The organism is Halobellus sp. LT62 (assembly GCF_037031285.1).
GTDB classification, from domain to species: domain Archaea; phylum Halobacteriota; class Halobacteria; order Halobacteriales; family Haloferacaceae; genus Haloquadratum; species Haloquadratum salinisoli.
On sequence record NZ_JAYEZO010000002.1, the window covers coordinates 54598 to 71862 of the forward strand.

The window sequence follows — 17265 nt, forward strand, 5'->3', positions numbered from 1 at the left end:
GCATCGACCGTTCGATCACCCGTTCTCGTCCGGCTCCGCGGTGAATTCGTAGTCGGATCGGTCGACGATTCTCTCGCGGAATCCGCCGCCGAATCCGTCGTCGGGCAGCTCGCCGCTCACGCTCTCGCGCTCCTCGACGGAGTCCGGCAGCGACGCCCCGATCAGGTCGGCCCACTCCGTGAGGTTCCGCCCGGTCTGTCGGTGACTCATACTCCTCCCTCGGGCGACATACTCTCTACGAACGTATATAACGATTGTGCTGCTCTGGACGATTCGCGACGGAACCGGTCTCACACGACCTGTTCGCCGTCGTCGTCGTACAGTTCGATCGCGTCTACGGGGCACGCCCGCGCGGCGAACTCGGCGTCCAGCTCCGCGCCCTCGGGGACCTCGAGCTCGAATATGTCGTCTTCGACCTCGGTCGACTCCGCGAGATCGGCCTTGCCGTCGTCGAGGTTCTTCTCGAACGCGTCCCACTCGTCGACACACTGGAACATCCCGATGCAGGTCTCCCTGTCGTAGCGGATCTTCATACTCATACACGCCGTTGGCGGAGCGACCACATAGCCGTGACGACGCAATGGGGACGCGGCAGCGACGCGGCAGCGACTCGGCGGCGACGCGATGGGGACGCGGCGGCGGCGTGGTTTTCGGCTCGGTCGACCGCCCCGACTCCGACTGTTTAAACCCGAGGACGGCGTACCTCCCCTCGATGCGACCGGAGGAGGTACCCGAACTGCCCGAGGAGGTGGCCGCCCACCTGCGAGACGAGGGTATCGAGGAGCTCTATCCCCCACAGGCGGCGGCCGTCGACGCGGGCGTCAGCCGCGGCGAGAGCGTCGTCGCGTCGGTGCCGACGGCCTCCGGAAAGACGCTCGTCGCGGAGCTGGCGATGCTGTCGAGCGTGGCCCGGGGAGGTAAGGCGCTCTACATCGTCCCGCTCCGGGCGCTCGCCTCCGAGAAGAAGACCGAGTTCGAGCGCTGGGAGCAGTACGGCTTCGACGTCGGCGTCTCGACGGGCAACTACGAGTCGGACGGCGAGTGGCTGGCCTCACGCGACATCATCGTCGCCACCTCCGAGAAGGTCGACTCCCTCGTCAGAAACGGCGCGGCGTGGATCGACGACCTGAGCTGCGTCGTCGCCGACGAGGTTCACCTCGTTGACGACAGCCACCGCGGTCCCACGCTCGAAGTCACACTCGGGAAGCTGCGGACGCTCAACCCCGGTCTGCAGGTCGTCGCGCTCTCGGCGACCGTCGGGAACGCCGACGTCGTCGCCGACTGGCTCGACGCCGAGCTCGTCCAGTCCGACTGGCGGCCGATCGACCTCCGGATGGGCGTCCACTACGGTAACGCGGTCAGCTTCGACGACGGCAGCCAGCGCGAGGTCCCGGTGAAATCGGGCGGGCGACCGACCGCCGCGCTCGTCGACGACGCGCTCGCCGGCGACTCCGGCGCGCAAACCGACCTCTCCGACGCGGATTCCACCAGTGTCACCGACGACATAGATAGCGACTCCGACACAGACAACGACGCCACTGACGACACAGACGGCGTCGACACCGACATCGTCGACAGCGATATCAACGCGGACAGCGGCGACACCGACGCCGTCGCCAGCGACGACACCGACCAGGGCTCTTCGCTCGTCTTCGTGAACTCCCGGCGGAACGCCGAGGCGTCGGCCAAGCGGCTCCGCGACGTCGTCGAGCCCCACCTCACAGAGGACGAGCGCGGACGACTCGCCGAGTTGGCCGCGGAAATCAGAGGCGTCTCCGACACCGAGACCAGCGACACGCTGGCGAACTGCGTCGCGAAGGGTTCGGCGTTCCACCACGCGGGGCTCGCTTCCGAACACCGCTCGCTCGTCGAGGACGCGTTCCGCGACCGCCTCATCAAGTGTATCTCGGCGACGCCGACGCTCGCCGCGGGAGTCAACACGCCCAGCCGACGCGTCATTGTCCGCGACTGGCGGCGCTACGACGGCGAGTTCGGCGGGATGAAACCGCTCGACGTGCTCGAAGTCCACCAGATGATGGGCCGGGCGGGTCGTCCCGGCCTCGATCCCTACGGCGAGGCCGTCCTCTTGGCGAAGAACTCCGAGACGCGCGACGAACTCTTCGAGCGCTACATCTGGGCCGATCCCGAACCGGTCCGCTCGAAACTGGCGGCCGAACCGGCACTTCGGACGCACGTGCTCGCGACGGTCGCCTCCGGCTTCGCCCACACCCGCGGGGAACTGCTGGAGTTCCTCGGACAGACCCTGTATGCGACACAGACCGACGAGTCGGGGCGGCTCGAACGCGTCACCGAGGACGTGCTCGCGTACTTGGAGCGCAACGAGTTCATCGAGCGCGACGACGACTCGCTCACGGCGACGAGCGTCGGCCACACCGTCTCGCGGCTCTACCTCGACCCGATGACCGCCGCGGAGATCATCGACGGGCTGGAGTGGGGCGCGGAGCACCGCACGGAGATGGTTCGCGCACTCGCGGGCGAGGGGGATGCGGAGTCGTCCCCGACGGATGCTTCCGCGTCGGAATCCGACGACGCGGACTCGCAGGACGTCGGGTTCCAGCGCGCCAGCGAGTTGGCTTCGGCGGACGGCGAGGCGTCGACGGACGGCGAGGCGTCGACGGACTCCGAGGCGTCGACGGACTCCGAGGCGTCGACGGACTCCGAGACGTCGACGGCGGACGACGACTCTCTCCCCGACGACGCCCCGACGTACCCGACGGCGCTCGGCCTCTTCCACCTCGTCTCTCGGACGCCGGATATGTATCAATTGTACCTCAAATCCGGCGACCGCGAGACGTACACGGAAATCTGCTACGAGCGCGAGGCGGAACTGCTCGGTCGCACGCCGTCGGAGTACGAGGACGTCCGCTTCGAGGAGTGGCTCTCCGCGCTGAAGACCGCGCGGCTGCTCGAAGACTGGGCCGACGAGGTGAACGAGGACCGGATCACTGAGCGCTACGGCGTCGGCCCCGGCGACGTCCGCGGGAAGGTCGAGACCGCCGAGTGGCTACTCAACGCGGCCGAACGCCTCGCGGGCGAACTCGACCTCTCGGCGGTGCCGATCCGCGAGGCGAAAAAGCGCGTCGAGTACGGCGTCCGCGACGAACTGTTGGATCTCGCGGGGATCCGCGGCGTCGGTCGGAAGCGCGCCAGACGGCTCTTCGAGGCCGGAATCGAGACCCGTGCGGATCTCCGTGAGGCCGACAAGTCGGTCGTCCTGCGCGCGCTGCGGGGACGCCGAAAGACCGCCGAGGGGATCCTCGAAAACGTCGGGCGGCGGGACCCCTCGATGGAGGACGTCTCGAAGGCGGGCATTGGTTCGGACGGATCGGCGACGGAATCCGACGGTCGAACCGAAACGTCGCCGGCGACGCGCCCCGACGGCGACCCCGAGGAACAGGCCAGTCTGGGTGATTTCGGATGAGCGCGGACGCGTTGCCGCTGTTCGTCGAGGGAACGGTCGATGTCGATGACGTCGACGCCTTCGTCGACGCACTCGACGACGTCTCGACGGAAACGGGTGCGACCGTCCAAGCGTTCGACGCCCGCTACATCGTCAGCGAGCGCCACCTCCGCCGCGCCGTCGAACTGGCCGATCGGGCCTTCGAACGCGGCGAGAACGTCGCCCGCGATCGGGGCGTCGAGATCCTTCTCTACGCCGCCGGGCGCAGGCAGATCACCGCCGCGCTCGAACTCGGCGTCTCTCCCGGACCGAATCGCGCGGTCATCCTCGTTGACGGCGGCGACACCACCGCCGCGGCCGACGCCGTGCGGGATCGCATCCTCGACGGCGTCGAGCCGACACTCGGCGAATACGATCCCGACCGCGTGAGGGCGTACTACGATGTCGACGACGCCGAACTCGCGGTCGTCGACGGTGACCTCGAATCGCTGGTGCTCGAACGGGTCGCGCTGCTCGTCGTCGAGAAGTAGCCCGTCGTTGTGGCACTCAGAACCCTTCGAAGCACCCCGCTCCCCGACCCCTGACCCCTTTATTTCAGGTGGAAAAGTTTTCGGTATATTCGGTTTGAGTTTTCAATATTATTTATAATACGTCAGAACAGCACGGCCGAGAATGTGCGAAAACGCGGAAAAGTAGTCCCACCAGGATTCGAACCTGGGTCGAAGCCCCCAGAAGGCTTCAGGATTGGCCACTACCCCATGGGACTGTGCTGTCTCGCTGCCGACGCCGCCCGTCGACTGCGTGACCAATCGTAACTCGCGGCTCCATATGAGTGTTGCGAAGTCCGGTATCGCCGTTGGCCTCTCCCTGTTGTCGGGCCCGGTATGGTCTGGCTCCAGACTCTCGACGGAGGCTGCTACGACCCTCACTCAATCTGATTCTAATTTTCGAAATAATCTCTGTATTTCTGGGTTTTTACATCCTTATATTGTCTTAACACGTGGAATTCTCCGAAGAATTAGTGTAGAACAAGAAAATTCTGTATATTTTAAACCTAAGATTTATGCCTCGGTCTCCTGTGTACCTATCCAGCGACGTATAATGATCCGCACGGAAATTGGTGCAATCGTGGACGATTGTAACCGTATGTTCTGATATGCCACACAAAAAAGAATCTTGGAAGGAGGAATGCTACGGTGACGAGGTTCGCGAGGCACTGCTCGAATTCGCCGACGAGGGATGGGAGTCGATCCCCGAAGACGAACGCGAGGAGTGGTTCGCCCGGTTCAAGTTCTGGGGAATCTTCCACCAGCGGTCGGGACAGGAGTCGTACTTTATGATGCGGCTCACCAACTGCGGCGGCGTACTCGACCCCGAGCAGCTGCGAGCGATCGGGGAGGTCGCCGCGGAGTACGCGACGGGCCCGGCGACCAATCCGGAGTTCGGCGACGCGTGGATCGATCTCACCACCCGACAGTCGATTCAACTCCACTGGCTCAAGCTGGAGGACATCCCCGAGATCTGGGAGAAACTGGAGTCGGTCGGCGTCTCCTCGCGCTCTGCGGGCGGCGACACGATGCGGAACATCTCCGGCTGTCCGGTCGCCGGGAAGGCCGAAGAGTACATCGAGAGCCGGCCGATCCTCGACGAGATCGAGACGGAGATTCGCGGCGATGACGCGCTCTCGAATATGCCGCGGAAGTTCAACATCTCCGTCTCCGGCTGCAAACAGGGCTGCGCGCAGGACGTCATCAACGACATCGGCCTCGAACCGGCACACAAGTTCGTCGACGGGGTCGAGGGGACCTCGACGAGCGGCCGGACGCAGTCCGGCAACGGCGGAGAAGTCGAGGGGTTCAACGTCCGCGTCGGCGGCGGACTCGGCGGCCGCGAACCCCGCCCGGCCCGACCGTTGGACCTCTTCGTCCGCCCCGAGCACGCCGTCGAGACGGTCCGCGCGTTCGTCGAGTACTACCACGAGGAGGGGAACCGCCAGAACCGCTCGAAGAACCGCGCGCGCTTCTTCGTCGACGAGGTCGGCACGGAGGCCATCCGCGAGGAACTCGACGAGCGGCTCGACTTCGAGTTCGAGACGGCCGGGACCGACTTCCGCGGCGAGTACACCTACAACGCCGGGCGACCCGTCGACCGCGGCCCGCACGACCACGTCGGCGTCTACGAGCAGGCCGACGGCCGGAACTACGTCGGCCTGTCGGTACCGGTCGGACGGCTTCCCGCCGCTGACGCGCTCACCCTTGCCGACCTCGCAGACGCCTACGGTTCGGGCGAGATCCGACTGAGTCGCCGGCAGAACCCGCTCGTGATGGACGTCGCCGACGAGGACCTCGAGGATCTCCTCGCGGAGCCGCTCTTGGAGCGCTACAGACCCGAACCGAACCCGTTCGAGCAGGGCGCGATGGCCTGTACGGGCACGGAGTTCTGTTCGATCGCCCTCACCGAGACGAAAGCCCGGATGGCGCGGCTCGTCCGCTGGCTCGGCGACAACGTCGACGTCCCCGACGACGTCGAGCGGATCAAGCTCCATTACTCGGGATGTACCGCCGACTGCGGACAGGCGATGACCGCCGATATCGGCTTCCAAGGGATGCGCGCGCGGAAGGACGGCGAGATGGTCGAAGCCCTCGACGTCGGCGTCGGGGGTGGTATCGGCGCGGAGCCGTCGTTCATCGAGTGGGTCCGCCAACGGGTGCCCGCCGACGAGATTCCGGGGTTGGTTCAGAACCTCCTCGAGGCGTACGCGGCGCTCCGCGAACCCGGGCAGACGTTCCGCCAGTGGGTCGACGCGACCGGCCACGAGACGATCGTCGAACTCGCCGAGCCCGAAGAGGTCGACGGCTACGAGGACCTCTGTCTCACCGACGCCAAGCAGTCGTGGTACCCGTTCGACGAGGGGGCCGGCCCGGCACCGACCGACTCGGACGGGCGACCGCTGGAGGCGGACGATTGATCACGATGATGACGCCTCGGTGTCGTACGCCGCGAATCACCCGCCGCGCCACGGTGCCGCGGGAGTTCAACACGTCCATCCGAACCGATGAGTGACTGGGTTCCGACGACCTGTATGCGGTGTGCGGTCGGCTGTGGCCACGTGCACCGCGCGGTCGACGTCGGCTACGGCATCGACACGGTCCGCGGCGACGCCAGCCACCCGGTCAATCAGGGATTGGCCTGCGCGAGAGGCATCGGCGAGAGCCGCGATCCCGACGGCGAGTGGCTCACGAAGCCGCTCGTTCGCAAGGACGGCGAGTTGGAACGGACGACGTGGGACTTCGCACTGTCCCGCGCCGTCGAAGGGCTCCGAGCTGCCGCGGAACGCGGGCCCGACGAGGTCGCGATCCTCGGCAGCGGCCAGCAGACCAACGAGGCCGCCTACCTCCTCGGGAAGGTCGCCCGCGGCGGCTTCGGGACGCGCTCGTACGACGCCAACACGACGCTGTGTATGGCCAGCGCGGTCACGGCGTACTACGAGGCGTTCGGCAGTGACGCGCCCCCGTGCACCTACGACGACATCGACGACGCCGAGCGACACGTCGTCTGGGGGGCGAACCCCGCGGTCGCACATCCCGTGCTGTTCCGCTGGATCCGCCGCGCCGCCGACGAGGAGGACGTCGAGATCGTCGTCGTCGACCCCGTGCGCTCGGAGACCGCCGAGAACGCCGCCCACCACGTCGCGCCCGAACCGGGTCGCGACTTGGCGCTCGCCCGGGCCGTGCTCGCCCGGCTCGTGGAGACCGACCGGATCGCCCACGAGTTCGTCGACACCGCGACTGACGGCTTCGAGGCGCTGTTGGACGCGCTTCCGGACGCGAGCACCGCTGCGCGCGACGCGGGCGTCGATCCCGACGACGTCGACCTCCTCGCGGACGCGTTCGATCGCCGAACGCTCCTCTACTGGGGGATGGGGATCAACCAGCACGTGCAGGGGACCGAGACCGCGCGGGCGCTCGTCGACCTGACGCTCGCGACCGACAACGTCCGCCCCGGCGCGGGGCCGTTCTCGCTGACCGGCCAAGCGAACTCGATGGGGACGCGCGTGTGTTCCTCGAAGGGCACGTGGCCCGGTCAGCGGCCCTTTGCGGACCCCGATCACCGCCGGACGGTCGCCGAGCACTGGGGCGTCTCCGCCGATCGCCTCCCCAACGACCCCGGCCCCGGTCCCGTCGGCATTCTCGAATCCGAACCGGCGGCCGTCTGGACGGTCGCGACCAACCCGGCGGCGGGAATGCCCGATGCCGACGCGGCGCGCGAGCGACTGGCGGACACCTTCCTCATCGCACAGGACGCCTTCCACACGGAGACGACCGAACTCGCCGACGTGGTCTTCCCGGCCACGACGTGGGGCGAGTCGGAGGGCACCACCACGAATATGGAGCGGACGATCTCCCGCGTCCGGGCGGCGACCGACGCCCCGAGCGGCGTCCGCTCGGACTCACAGCTTATCGCGACGGTCGGTTCACGGCTGTTCCCGGAGCTGTTCCCGACGCGCGATCCCGATCCGGCGGCCGTTTTCGAGGAGTTCGCGGCGCTGACCGAAGGGACGATCGCGGACTGTTCGGGTATCTCTCACGACGTCCTCGACGACGTCTATGCGATCCGCTGGCCCGCGTCCGATCCCGACGACGGCGGCGGCTACCGCTACTACGAGGAGCGCCCCGACGGCGACGAGGCGTGGTCGTTCCCGACGGCGACGGGTAACGCCCAGTTTTCGACCAGTCGACAGGGAGCGTTGCCGGAACCCACCGACGAGTCGTACCCGCTGACGCTCACGACGGCGCGCGAGGCCGACGGTTACAACACCGGCGTCCGTTCTCGCGGCGGCGAATCGGGCGAGCTGTGCGCGCGGATCCACCCGGACACGGTCGCCGATCACGACGACGCGTGCGTCGACGGCCGGCTCTCGATCGTCTCGCGCCGCGCATCGGTGACGGCGACAGTCGACCGCGACGAGGCGGTCCCCGAGGGCGTGGTCTGGCTCCCGATCCACCACCCCGAAACGAACAGGCTGACGCTTCCGGACCGCGATCCCAAGTCGAAGGAACCGCACTTCAAACAGTGTGCGGTTCGGCTCGTTTCGTCCGATTCTGTGTCGACGCCGACCGCGTCGGCCGCGGGCCGCGCCGACGACTGACTGCCGTTTCCGTTTTCATTTCTCATCGCCCGGGATTGCGCGTTTCGGAGCGGTTGCGGCGAGCAAACGGCTCTTCTCCTCGGTGTGGCGTCGACAAAACGAAATATTTGTAATATACTGTATAGAAAAATACAAATTGAAATCAAAACTGTATAATTACATTAATACACTCGGTACTAGATTGTATTCCTACCTAGTCCACCTAACACACTGTATTTGATAAGGAATACGCTTATCAGGCGGATAACGATCAATTGAATCGTGAATATGTGGGCAAACACTCACCTAGACTCGATTCAATCGCCTGAATGCGATGTTTCAATAAATAAAAGTGAAGATTTGGTTAGATCCGGGGCGCTGCTATGAGTCTGATCCGGATGACGAAGTACCGGACGCTGCTGCTCGCGACCGTCGGATTCAATTTCTCGTTTCTGATCTGGTTCTCCTTCGCGCCTTTCACCGGACCGATGGCCGAGGAGTTCGGGCTCTCGCTCGCGGAGATCGGAATCCTCGCCAGCGCCGCGATCTGGCTCGCGCCGTTCGGACGGATCCTCACTGGCTGGCTCTCCGATAAGTACGGCGCACCGACGGTCTTCGCCATCGTGTTGGGGTACGTCGGGGTCTTCTCGATGGCTTCGGCGTTCGCCCAGAGTTACGCGGTCTTCTTCATCGAACGACTCATCGTCGCAACGGCAGGAATCACGTTCGTCATCGGTATCCAGCACGTCTCCGAGTGGTTCGAAGAGGGAGAACTCGGCACGGCCGAGGGAATCTACGCCGGGATCGGCAACGCCGGGGCCGCGGGCGGCGCGCTCGTCCTCCCGCGCGTGTTCGGCGAGGGGTGGAGCGGACCATTGTTCCAGACGAACTGGCGGGCCGCGTTCTTCTACACCGGCGTCGTCTCGATCGTCTTGGCAGTCGCGTACTACGCGCTCGGTGAGGCCGCCAAGAGCGACGCAAAGCGGCAAGCGACGAAGGACAACGCGAGCTTCAGAGGCTGGTTCTACACCGCGACCCGGTACGGAACGGTCGTACTCGCGCTGGCGTACGTAATGACGTTCGGCCTCGAACTGTCGATGAACGGCTGGCTCGCCACCTACTACCGCGAGGGGTTCGCGACGAACGACCTCGTGCTGGCCAGCACCTTCGCGGCGACGTTCTCGATCGCCGCGGGACTGCTCCGCCCGATCGGCGGCTACGTCAGCGACGTGCTGGCCCGTAACGAGAAGGACATCCTTCCGTTCTTCACCGGGCGCTACCGCGAGCAGTGGACGTTCCTCACGCTGTGTTTCGTCGTCTGCTCGATGCTCGGAATGACCGCCGCCGGGCTCACCGGCGAGGTGCTCATCGCGGTCGCGGCGGGCTTCCTCGTCGGCACCGGCTGTGCGCTGGCGGAGGGGTCGATCTTCGCGCAAGTCCCGGCGATGTTCCCCAACAGCTCCGGCGCGGTCGCGGGCGTCGTCGGCGGCGTCGGGACCGTCGGCGGCATCGTCTACCCGCTCGTCTACTCCGCGCAGTTCCTCCCGAACCTCCATACCGGCTACTCGATCGTCGCCGCGTCGATGATCCCGATCGTCCTGTTGACGGCGTGGGTGTTCCAGCCGAAGATCGCGAGCGTCGCCAACGAGGACGGCTTTACGAGCGATCGTCGGACGACCGCTCCGGCGGACGACTGACTGGAAAGAAGCGGGGCGACTGCCGCCCGTTCGTGCACAATCCACCACCTATTTATTCCGCTCTTGACCATCTTCGTGTATGTATATCGGCCGATTCGTGATCGTTGCGCCCGATTTCGGCGCGTACCGCGTCTCCTCTCGATCGTTTCCGAACCGGCAGATCGTCGACCGCGACGGCACGCTGACGGTCGCGCCGACGCCGGACGCGCCCGAGAACGACAACCCCTACGTCTCCTACAACTGTGTCCGCGAGGGCGGCGATTCCGTCGTCGTCGGCAACGGCTCCCACGTCGACCCGATCGCCGAGAAGTTGGATCTCGGCTACCCCGCGCGCGACGCGCTCGCCTCGGCGCTGCTCGCGCTGGATTACGAGAAGGACGACTACGACACCCCCCGCGTCGCGGGCGTCGTCGGCGAGGAGTCGTACGTCGGTATCGTGCGCCGGGACGCGCTCCTCGTCGAGGCGGTCGACGAGCCCACGCTGGTCGCGACCTACGAGGAGGACGAGCCGACACCGATCGAGTTCGGCGCTGACGCCGGCGACCCGGCCGCCCTCGCCCGCGCGGCGTACGGCCTCGACTACGAGCACGCCGTCTGTGCCGCGGCCGTCACCTACGACGAGGGTGACGTCGACGTCGGTATCTACAACGGCTGACAGCGGCGCGCCGCGGTCTCGCCCGCATTTTTTGTCTTCCGAGCCGTACCCTCGCGTATGCAGGTCGCCGTCATCTCGGACATCCACGCGAACAAGGTCGCGCTCGACGCCGTCTTCGACGATATCACGCGCTCGTCGGGAGCGGACGGCGACGCGCCCGACGCGGTCGTCTGCGCGGGCGACGTCGTCGGCTACAACCCGTGGCCCGCCGAGTGCGTCGCGGCCGTGCGCGAACGGGAGATCCCGACCGTGATGGGCAACCACGACCGCGCGACGGCCGCGGACACGTCGTTCCGATTCAATTCGATGGCCGCCGCGGGGGTGGAGTACGCCCGGCGCGAACTCGACGACGACGCGATCGCGTGGCTCTCGGCGCTTCCGGATACGAGAACTGTCCTCGACGGGTCGATCAAACTGGTCCACGGTCACCCCGACGACCCCGACCGGTACACCTACCCCGAGGAGTTCTCGCCGTCGATGCTCGGCGATGAGGACGTGCTGGTGACAGGACACACCCACGTCCAAGGGCACGAGCGGTTCGAAGAAGGGATCGTGATGAACCCCGGCAGCGTCGGCCAGCCGCGCGACGGCGACCCGCGGGCGGCTTACGCCGTGGTCGATCTCGACGATCTGTCGGTCGACGAGCGGCGCGTCGAGTACGACGTCGACGTCGTCGCGGACGCCGTCGACGACGCCGGACTTCCCGAACGAATCGGAACGCGGCTGTACGATGGTCGGTGATCGGTGGCCTCGTTGGGCCGATACCCCGTTCAGAACTCGTCTTGGACGATTTCGAGCGTCTCCTCTCTGTCGTCCCACGCGACGAAGATCGCGACGGAGGTCGCGGAGGTGATGACGTCGTGGATGTTGATCCCGGCCTCGGCGATCGGCTGGACGATGTCCTGAATCACGCCGGGGCGGTTCGGAAGCTCCCCGCCGGTGACGCGGATGACGGCGATGTTGTCGTCGACGGTGACAGACGAGAGCGTCTGGTCGTCGACGACCTTCTCGTGAAGCAGGTTCTCGGCCTCCTCGGCGCGGTCCTCGCCGACGTAGAAGGTCACCGAGTCCATCCCGGAGGCGACCGCGTCGATGTTGATCTCGGCCTCCCGAAGCGCTTGGGAGAGGTCCGCGAGGATGCCCGGGCTGTTCCGGATCGCGCGCCCCGCGACGGTGACGCAGACGAGCGGCTCGTCCTGCATATCGATGAGGTTCTGGAACTGCCCCTCGATGAGCGTCCCGCCGGTGAGTAAGTCGCCGTGTTGGTAGTGGACGACCCTGACGTCGAGGTCGTCGTCCTTGTACGACAGCGCCGACGGAGCGACCACTTCCGCGCCGCGAAACGAGAGGTTCCGCAGCTCGTCGACGGTGATTCGACCGACGTTTCGCGCGCCCTCGACGACGCGGGGATCGCCGGTCATAACGCCCTCGACGTCGGTGACGATGACGACCTCGTCGGCGTCCATGTACCGACCGAGCATCACCGCGGTCGTGTCCGATCCGCCGCGGCCGAGCGTCGTGATCTCACCGTCGAGGTTCTGCGCAAGAAAGCCCGTGATGACCGGGACGACGTGATCGAGGTCCGCCGCGAGTTCGCCCGCGCGCCGCTGGGTCTCCTCGACGTGGACCTCGCCGAGATCGTTCGCGATGACCGGCCACTCGTCCGCGCCGGGTTCGACGAAGACGGCGTTGACGCCGCGTGCGGCGAGCGCGGCCTTGAGCATCCGGACGCTCGTTCGCTCGCCCATCGAGACGATCTCCGCGCGGTCGCGGTCCTCGGCGTCGAACTCGATCTCCTCTAAGAGTTCGTCGGTCGTATTGCCCATCGCACTCGCGACCACGGCGATCTCGTGACCCGCCTTGACCGCGGCGGCGATCGAGTCGGCGGCGCGGTTGATCCGATCGCCGCTTCCGAGCGACGTCCCACCGAACTTGGCGACTACGCGCACGGTCGGGCCTCCTGTCGGCAGACGAGACTGAGCTGCGAGTGGTGCTCTGACATAGCCGACCTTTACCGGGGGGAGTGTAAAATCTTGTCTCCCGTCTCAACCGTTGCCGAGTTTCTCCGCGACGTCGGCTCCGACAGAACGAGTCCGGGACTCGATCGTTCGACACGTCTCGTACCCGCCGTCGAAACTCCCGCGTCAGTTTAAGTTGTTGCCGCCCGAAGGTAGTGGTATGGACGTCGAGGTCCGAGACGCGGTCGAGACGGACGCCGAGTCGCTCGGGGCCATCGTCGACCTCCCGGCCGACGTGCTCCGCAACGTCGTCCACGACCGGACGGTCCGCCTCGCGGTCGCACCGCACCGCGATCCGGGGCCGCACGCGGACGTCGCCGCCGAACGCACTACCGACGTGGAACGGACTGACGCGGACGCCGATGCAGAACGGACTGACACGGACCGCGCCGCCGACGAGACGGCCGATGTCGATGCAGCCGGCGAAGTTGGCGAGGCTACCGAAACTGACGAAGCCGCCCAACCCACCGCTGGCGAGACCGCCCACCCTGACGACGCTCCCGCCGACGAGTCCATCCGCGGTTTCGTCGCGTTCGACGTCGAAGACGGAACGGTCCACGTCACGCAACTGGCCGGCGACGCCGCGGTCGCCGAACGGCTGCTCGCCGAGCCGGTCCGATTCGCGGTCAACGAGGGATTTGATGTCGCGCTCGTCGTACCGGAGTCCGACAGGGAAATCACGTCTGCAGCCGAGGCCGCGGGCTTCGAGTTAGTCGGCCCGGGGCCGCGCTTCGGTGGTGAACCCACGACGAAATACCGGTTTTCCACCGAGTGAGAACTCTCGGAATCAAATGAATTTCCGCACGGTCATCTCGAGCGTGTCGAGGTCGAGGATCGGCGCGTGGCCGACGTCGGGGTCGATGTTGACCGACTTCTGGAAGTCGGTCTGGGCCTGCCAGCAGCCGGAGTTCACGGCGAGAACGTCGTGGTACTTCCCCCAGCCGAGCTTGTGCACGTGGCCGGTGTGGAACACGTCCGGAACCTCCTCCATCACCAGATAGTCCTTCTCCTCGGGCGCGAGACGCGTCTTCCCGCCGAACTGTGGCGCGACGTGACGCTTCTTCAGGAGCTGATACATCGCCTTGTGGGGGTCGTCGTAGCTCGCCTTCTCGGCGGGCAGCTCCGCGATGACCTCGTCGAGCGAAACGCCGTGGTACATCAGCACCTTCACGCCCTCGACGGTCACGAACGACGGGTTTCCCGTAATTCGGGCGTCGTGAGCGCTCATGATGTCTCTGAGGTTCTCGTCGAATCCCGGTTGGGGCTCGGCGAGCCGGACGGCGTCGTGATTCCCCGGGATCATCAGAATCTCCATATCTCCGGGGACGTCCTTGAGATGCTCCGAAAACGTTTCGTACTGCTCGTAGATGTCGACGATGTCGAGTTCCTCGTCCTGATTCGGGTAGACGCCGACGCCCTCGACCATATCGCCGGCGATGAGCAGGTACTCCACGTGTTCGGCCTCTTCGGTGTGGAGCCAGTCGGCGAAGCGCCCCCACGCGTCGGCGACGAACTCCTGACTGCCGACGTGGACGTCGGAGATGAGCGCCGCCTGAACGTGTCTGTCCGCCGTGTTCGGCGTGTACGTCCGCGGCACGTCCGGGAAGTGCATCGAGTCGACGAATATGATCCCCGCGTCGTCCGAGAGCGTGCCTTCGACAGCGATGCACTCGTCCAGTAGCAGTTCGTCGACCAGCTCGGCGAACCCCCGGTCTTTCATCACGAGGCAGGGGAACGTCCCGGTGGTGTCCTCCAACTCAACGAGCCAGTGACCGCTCTTCGTCGAGCGGACGTCGTTGACGAGGCCGATCATCGCCGCGTCGGTCCCACCGCTCATCGACTGGATGGCGTTGGCCGGCCGATGGTTCACTCGCCCGCGGAGCTGCTTCGAGAGCTTCTCGTAGCGGTCTCTGAACACCTTCACGAAATCGCCGTACTCGCCCGTCCCGGTGCTCTGGCCGGTCACGTCGCCGCTGACTTCCAGCGAGCGAAGCGAGGGATCGCGGGCGCGTGGTTCGACCGGTGTGTTCGGTTCAGGAGTTGTGCTCGATCCAGCCGTCGTGTTCGGTTCGGGGGTCGCATCCGGTTCAGGAGTCGAACTCGATTCGGTCGAACGACCGCCGCCAGACCCCTTCGTTTCCTGTGGAACTCCACTATCTTGATCCTCCGCAGTTTCCTCCGAAATCGATCCCGTTTCTCCAGTCGAAACAGAGGGGTCTGACTGCGTCGGAATCTCGCTCTCGATTCCGTCGGGATCCGCTGCAGCCGACGGTTCGGCGAGCGCGCTCCGGACGTCCGCGGCCGTGATTCGGAGGGCGGTGTCGTCAACGGACTCGACGACCCGGCTGAGCGCTCGATCCGGGTTATCGGCGCTCGCGATGAGCGTCACGGCCTCCTGTTCGGCGTTGTATCCGCGCGCGGTGAGTTCCTGCACGATCCGAACCGGCGTCTCCAGGGGCACACCGGCCGAACGCGGTAGCGGAAGAAAAACGTACTGAACGAGGGCATCACGGGTGACCTCCCGGCACCGTGGTCAGAAGGTTGAAACGCGGCGGCGCAGAACGTCCGGTAGATGACGGACGAAGACGGGAACACGCCGGATCGTCCGGACGACGCGCCGCACGACGACGTGGCCCCGTCCGGTCGAGGGGACGTCGCCGACGACGGGGCGCAGCGCGACGAGAGCGCGGTTGAGAGCCCGGATCCGACGGACGCAGACGAACCAGTCGACGCACTGGGCGCAGGCGAAGCGGACGATGGAGACGAAGCGGCCGAAACCGGCGAAGCGTCCGACGCAGACGAACCGGCCGCGACCGACGATTCGACGGCGACCGACGATTCGACAGCAACCGACGACTCGATCCGCGATGCCGACGAGGACGACCACATTCCCCCTAGCGTCGCCGCCTCCCGTCGGGAATCCCGCCGTCCTCGCCCCCAACCCGGAACCCGGGCATCCGACGGCGACGCGGGGTTCATTACGCGCTTTCGAACCGCACGCAGCGGTCCGCTCTTGTTCATCCGCGAGACGCTCTACAGCGCGCTCGCGGTCGTCGCCGTGGGGTTCCTGCTGTTCGCCATCAGCGGCGTCTGGCCGCCGATGGTCGCCGTCGAAAGCGGGAGTATGGAACCGGAGATGTACCGCGGCGATCTCATCTTCGTCACCGAGGAGCACCGCTTCACGCCGGACTACGCCTACGGCGACACCGGCGTCGTGACGGTCGAAATCGGCACTGAAGAGGGGTACCGGAGCTTCGGCGGCAACGGATCTGTCGTCATTTATGCGCCGCCCGGCCGCGCCGGATCGCCGATCATCCACCGGGCGCACTTACACGTCGAGGAGGGCGAAAACTGGTACGACCGGGCGGACCCGGCGCACATGCGCGCGGACAACTGCGGGGAGCTCCCGAACTGCCCCGCCCCGCACGCGGGGTTCATCACGAAAGGGGACGCCAACGGTCAGTACGATCAGGTCACGAGCGTCGCCGACACCGCGGGACCGGTTCGCCCCGAGTGGATCCGCGGCAGCGCGCGACTGCGTATCCCGTACTTGGGACACATCAGGCTCGAATTGGCCGGGGCGTTGGCCGGCTGAACCGAGGTTAGTCCAGCTCGTCGAGCGCCGCGGCGGCCTCCCGCGCCGCCGCGAGATGCTCCTTTGCGCGCCGCGGGTCGTCGGTCTCCTCGGCGAGTCGGGCGTGCCGCGTCAACGCGCCGAGCAGCGCCTCGCGGGCCCCCCGGTCGTCGGCGGACGCGGACGTGGCGTCGGCTGTCGGCGTCGACAGTCCGGTGTCTCGCGTCGGCGCGGGCCGCTCGGCGTCCTGTGGGGTCGATGGTTCGCCCCCGGCGTCGTCGGCGACGTCGGCCTGTGATCCCACCCCGGCTCCCCGCCCTGCCGTGGCCGCCTCCGGAGTCGCGGTCCGGGCCTCGTCGGCGACACCGACGCCGGATGCAGCACCGTCTGCGGCCGCTCCGCGTTCGTCGGAAGTCGTTTGCGCGTCCGGCCCCGGCTGCTGAGCCGCCGTCGCTTGCTCGTCCGCGGCTGCCTGTCTATCTGCCGCGGTCTGCCCGTCTCCCGCCTGCGCGTCGGCGTCGCCCTCGCCTGTGACGCGCTGGCAACTCGGACAGAACTCCTGGCCTTGGTAGCGAAAGATCGGCGACCCGCAGTCGTTGCAGTGTCGATTGGTCATCGTCGCGCCCTTCAACAGCAGCTCGCTCATCTGCTGGGTCTCCTTGCGCCGCTCCTCGTCTCGCTCGTACTTTTCGCGCAGTCGCTCTCGCTCCGCTTCCTCGTCGAAGTCGCTCACGTCTGTTCCGAACGCGACCGACCTCGAAAAATCCTCCGC

The 17265-nt window shown here is 66.5% G+C and carries 14 protein-coding genes and 1 tRNA gene; 9 read left to right on the top strand and 6 right to left on the bottom strand.

Annotation, left to right across the window (positions count from 1 at the left end; translation table 11 throughout):
• Window positions 1-15: 15 nt before the first annotated feature.
• A complete protein-coding gene (locus U5919_RS09555; RefSeq protein WP_336023949.1) occupies window positions 16-210 on the bottom strand; it encodes a hypothetical protein in 195 nt (64 codons plus the stop codon).
• 80 nt (window positions 211-290) lie between these two features.
• Window positions 291-533, bottom strand: coding sequence for a ferredoxin (locus tag U5919_RS09560; protein ID WP_336025549.1), 243 nt, complete (start codon window positions 531-533; stop codon window positions 291-293).
• Between the two features lie 179 nt (window positions 534-712).
• Here U5919_RS09560 and U5919_RS09565 point away from each other — a divergent pair, with 179 nt between their 5' ends.
• Both U5919_RS09565 and cgi121 read left to right on the top strand, forming a co-directional pair.
• Complete coding sequence (locus U5919_RS09565) at window positions 713-3442, top strand: DEAD/DEAH box helicase (RefSeq protein ID WP_336025552.1); 2730 nt, start codon at window positions 713-715, stop codon at window positions 3440-3442.
• On the top strand, window positions 3439-3951 hold the full coding sequence (gene cgi121 / locus U5919_RS09570; RefSeq protein ID WP_336023950.1) for a KEOPS complex subunit Cgi121: 513 nt from the start codon (window positions 3439-3441) through the stop codon (window positions 3949-3951). The genes U5919_RS09565 and cgi121 overlap by 4 nt, the downstream gene beginning before the upstream one ends.
• Window positions 3952-4114: 163 nt before the next feature.
• Here cgi121 and U5919_RS09575 read toward each other — a convergent pair.
• Window positions 4115-4187, bottom strand: a tRNA-Gln gene (locus tag U5919_RS09575).
• 390 nt (window positions 4188-4577) lie between these two features.
• Here U5919_RS09575 and U5919_RS09580 point away from each other — a divergent pair.
• The 5 genes from U5919_RS09580 to U5919_RS09600 all read left to right on the top strand — a co-directional run bounded on the left by U5919_RS09580 (window position 4578) and on the right by U5919_RS09600 (window position 11642).
• Window positions 4578-6389: a nitrite/sulfite reductase gene (locus U5919_RS09580; RefSeq protein ID WP_336023951.1), complete on the top strand. Its 1812-nt coding sequence runs from the start codon at window positions 4578-4580 to the stop codon at window positions 6387-6389.
• A gap of 87 nt (window positions 6390-6476) precedes the next feature.
• On the top strand, window positions 6477-8570 hold the full coding sequence (nasA, locus tag U5919_RS09585; RefSeq protein ID WP_336023952.1) for an assimilatory nitrate reductase NasA: 2094 nt from the start codon (window positions 6477-6479) through the stop codon (window positions 8568-8570).
• Between the two features lie 377 nt (window positions 8571-8947).
• Window positions 8948-10246: an MFS transporter gene (locus U5919_RS09590; RefSeq protein ID WP_336025554.1), complete on the top strand. Its 1299-nt coding sequence runs from the start codon at window positions 8948-8950 to the stop codon at window positions 10244-10246.
• 79 nt (window positions 10247-10325) lie between these two features.
• On the top strand, window positions 10326-10901 hold the full coding sequence (locus U5919_RS09595; RefSeq protein ID WP_336023953.1) for an IMP cyclohydrolase: 576 nt from the start codon (window positions 10326-10328) through the stop codon (window positions 10899-10901).
• Between the two features lie 57 nt (window positions 10902-10958).
• Window positions 10959-11642 (top strand): metallophosphoesterase family protein, encoded by a 684-nt coding sequence (locus U5919_RS09600; protein ID WP_336023954.1) that lies wholly within the window; start codon window positions 10959-10961, stop codon window positions 11640-11642.
• A 29-nt stretch (window positions 11643-11671) separates the two neighbouring features.
• Here the strand turns inward: U5919_RS09600 and U5919_RS09605 are convergent, their stop codons facing one another.
• Entirely contained in the window at window positions 11672-12850 is a 1179-nt protein-coding gene (locus U5919_RS09605; RefSeq protein ID WP_336023955.1) for an aspartate kinase, read from the bottom strand.
• 229 nt (window positions 12851-13079) lie between these two features.
• Between U5919_RS09605 and U5919_RS09610 the strand changes: the two genes are divergently transcribed.
• Entirely contained in the window at window positions 13080-13694 is a 615-nt protein-coding gene (locus U5919_RS09610) for a hypothetical protein (RefSeq protein ID WP_336023956.1), read from the top strand.
• 12 nt (window positions 13695-13706) lie between these two features.
• On the opposite strand, the gene U5919_RS09615 is transcribed toward U5919_RS09610, so the two are convergent.
• Window positions 13707-15380: a DNA-directed DNA polymerase II small subunit gene (locus U5919_RS09615; RefSeq protein WP_336023957.1), complete on the bottom strand. Its 1674-nt coding sequence runs from the start codon at window positions 15378-15380 to the stop codon at window positions 13707-13709.
• 111 nt (window positions 15381-15491) lie between these two features.
• Here U5919_RS09615 and U5919_RS09620 point away from each other — a divergent pair, with 111 nt between their 5' ends.
• Window positions 15492-16514, top strand: coding sequence for a S24/S26 family peptidase (locus U5919_RS09620; RefSeq protein WP_336023958.1), 1023 nt, complete (start codon window positions 15492-15494; stop codon window positions 16512-16514).
• 7 nt (window positions 16515-16521) lie between these two features.
• Here U5919_RS09620 and U5919_RS09625 read toward each other — a convergent pair whose 3' ends face one another.
• Window positions 16522-17226, bottom strand: a complete 705-nt coding sequence (locus U5919_RS09625) for an Sjogren's syndrome/scleroderma autoantigen 1 family protein (RefSeq protein ID WP_336023959.1) — start codon at window positions 17224-17226, stop codon at window positions 16522-16524.
• Window positions 17227-17265: the final 39 nt, after the last annotated feature.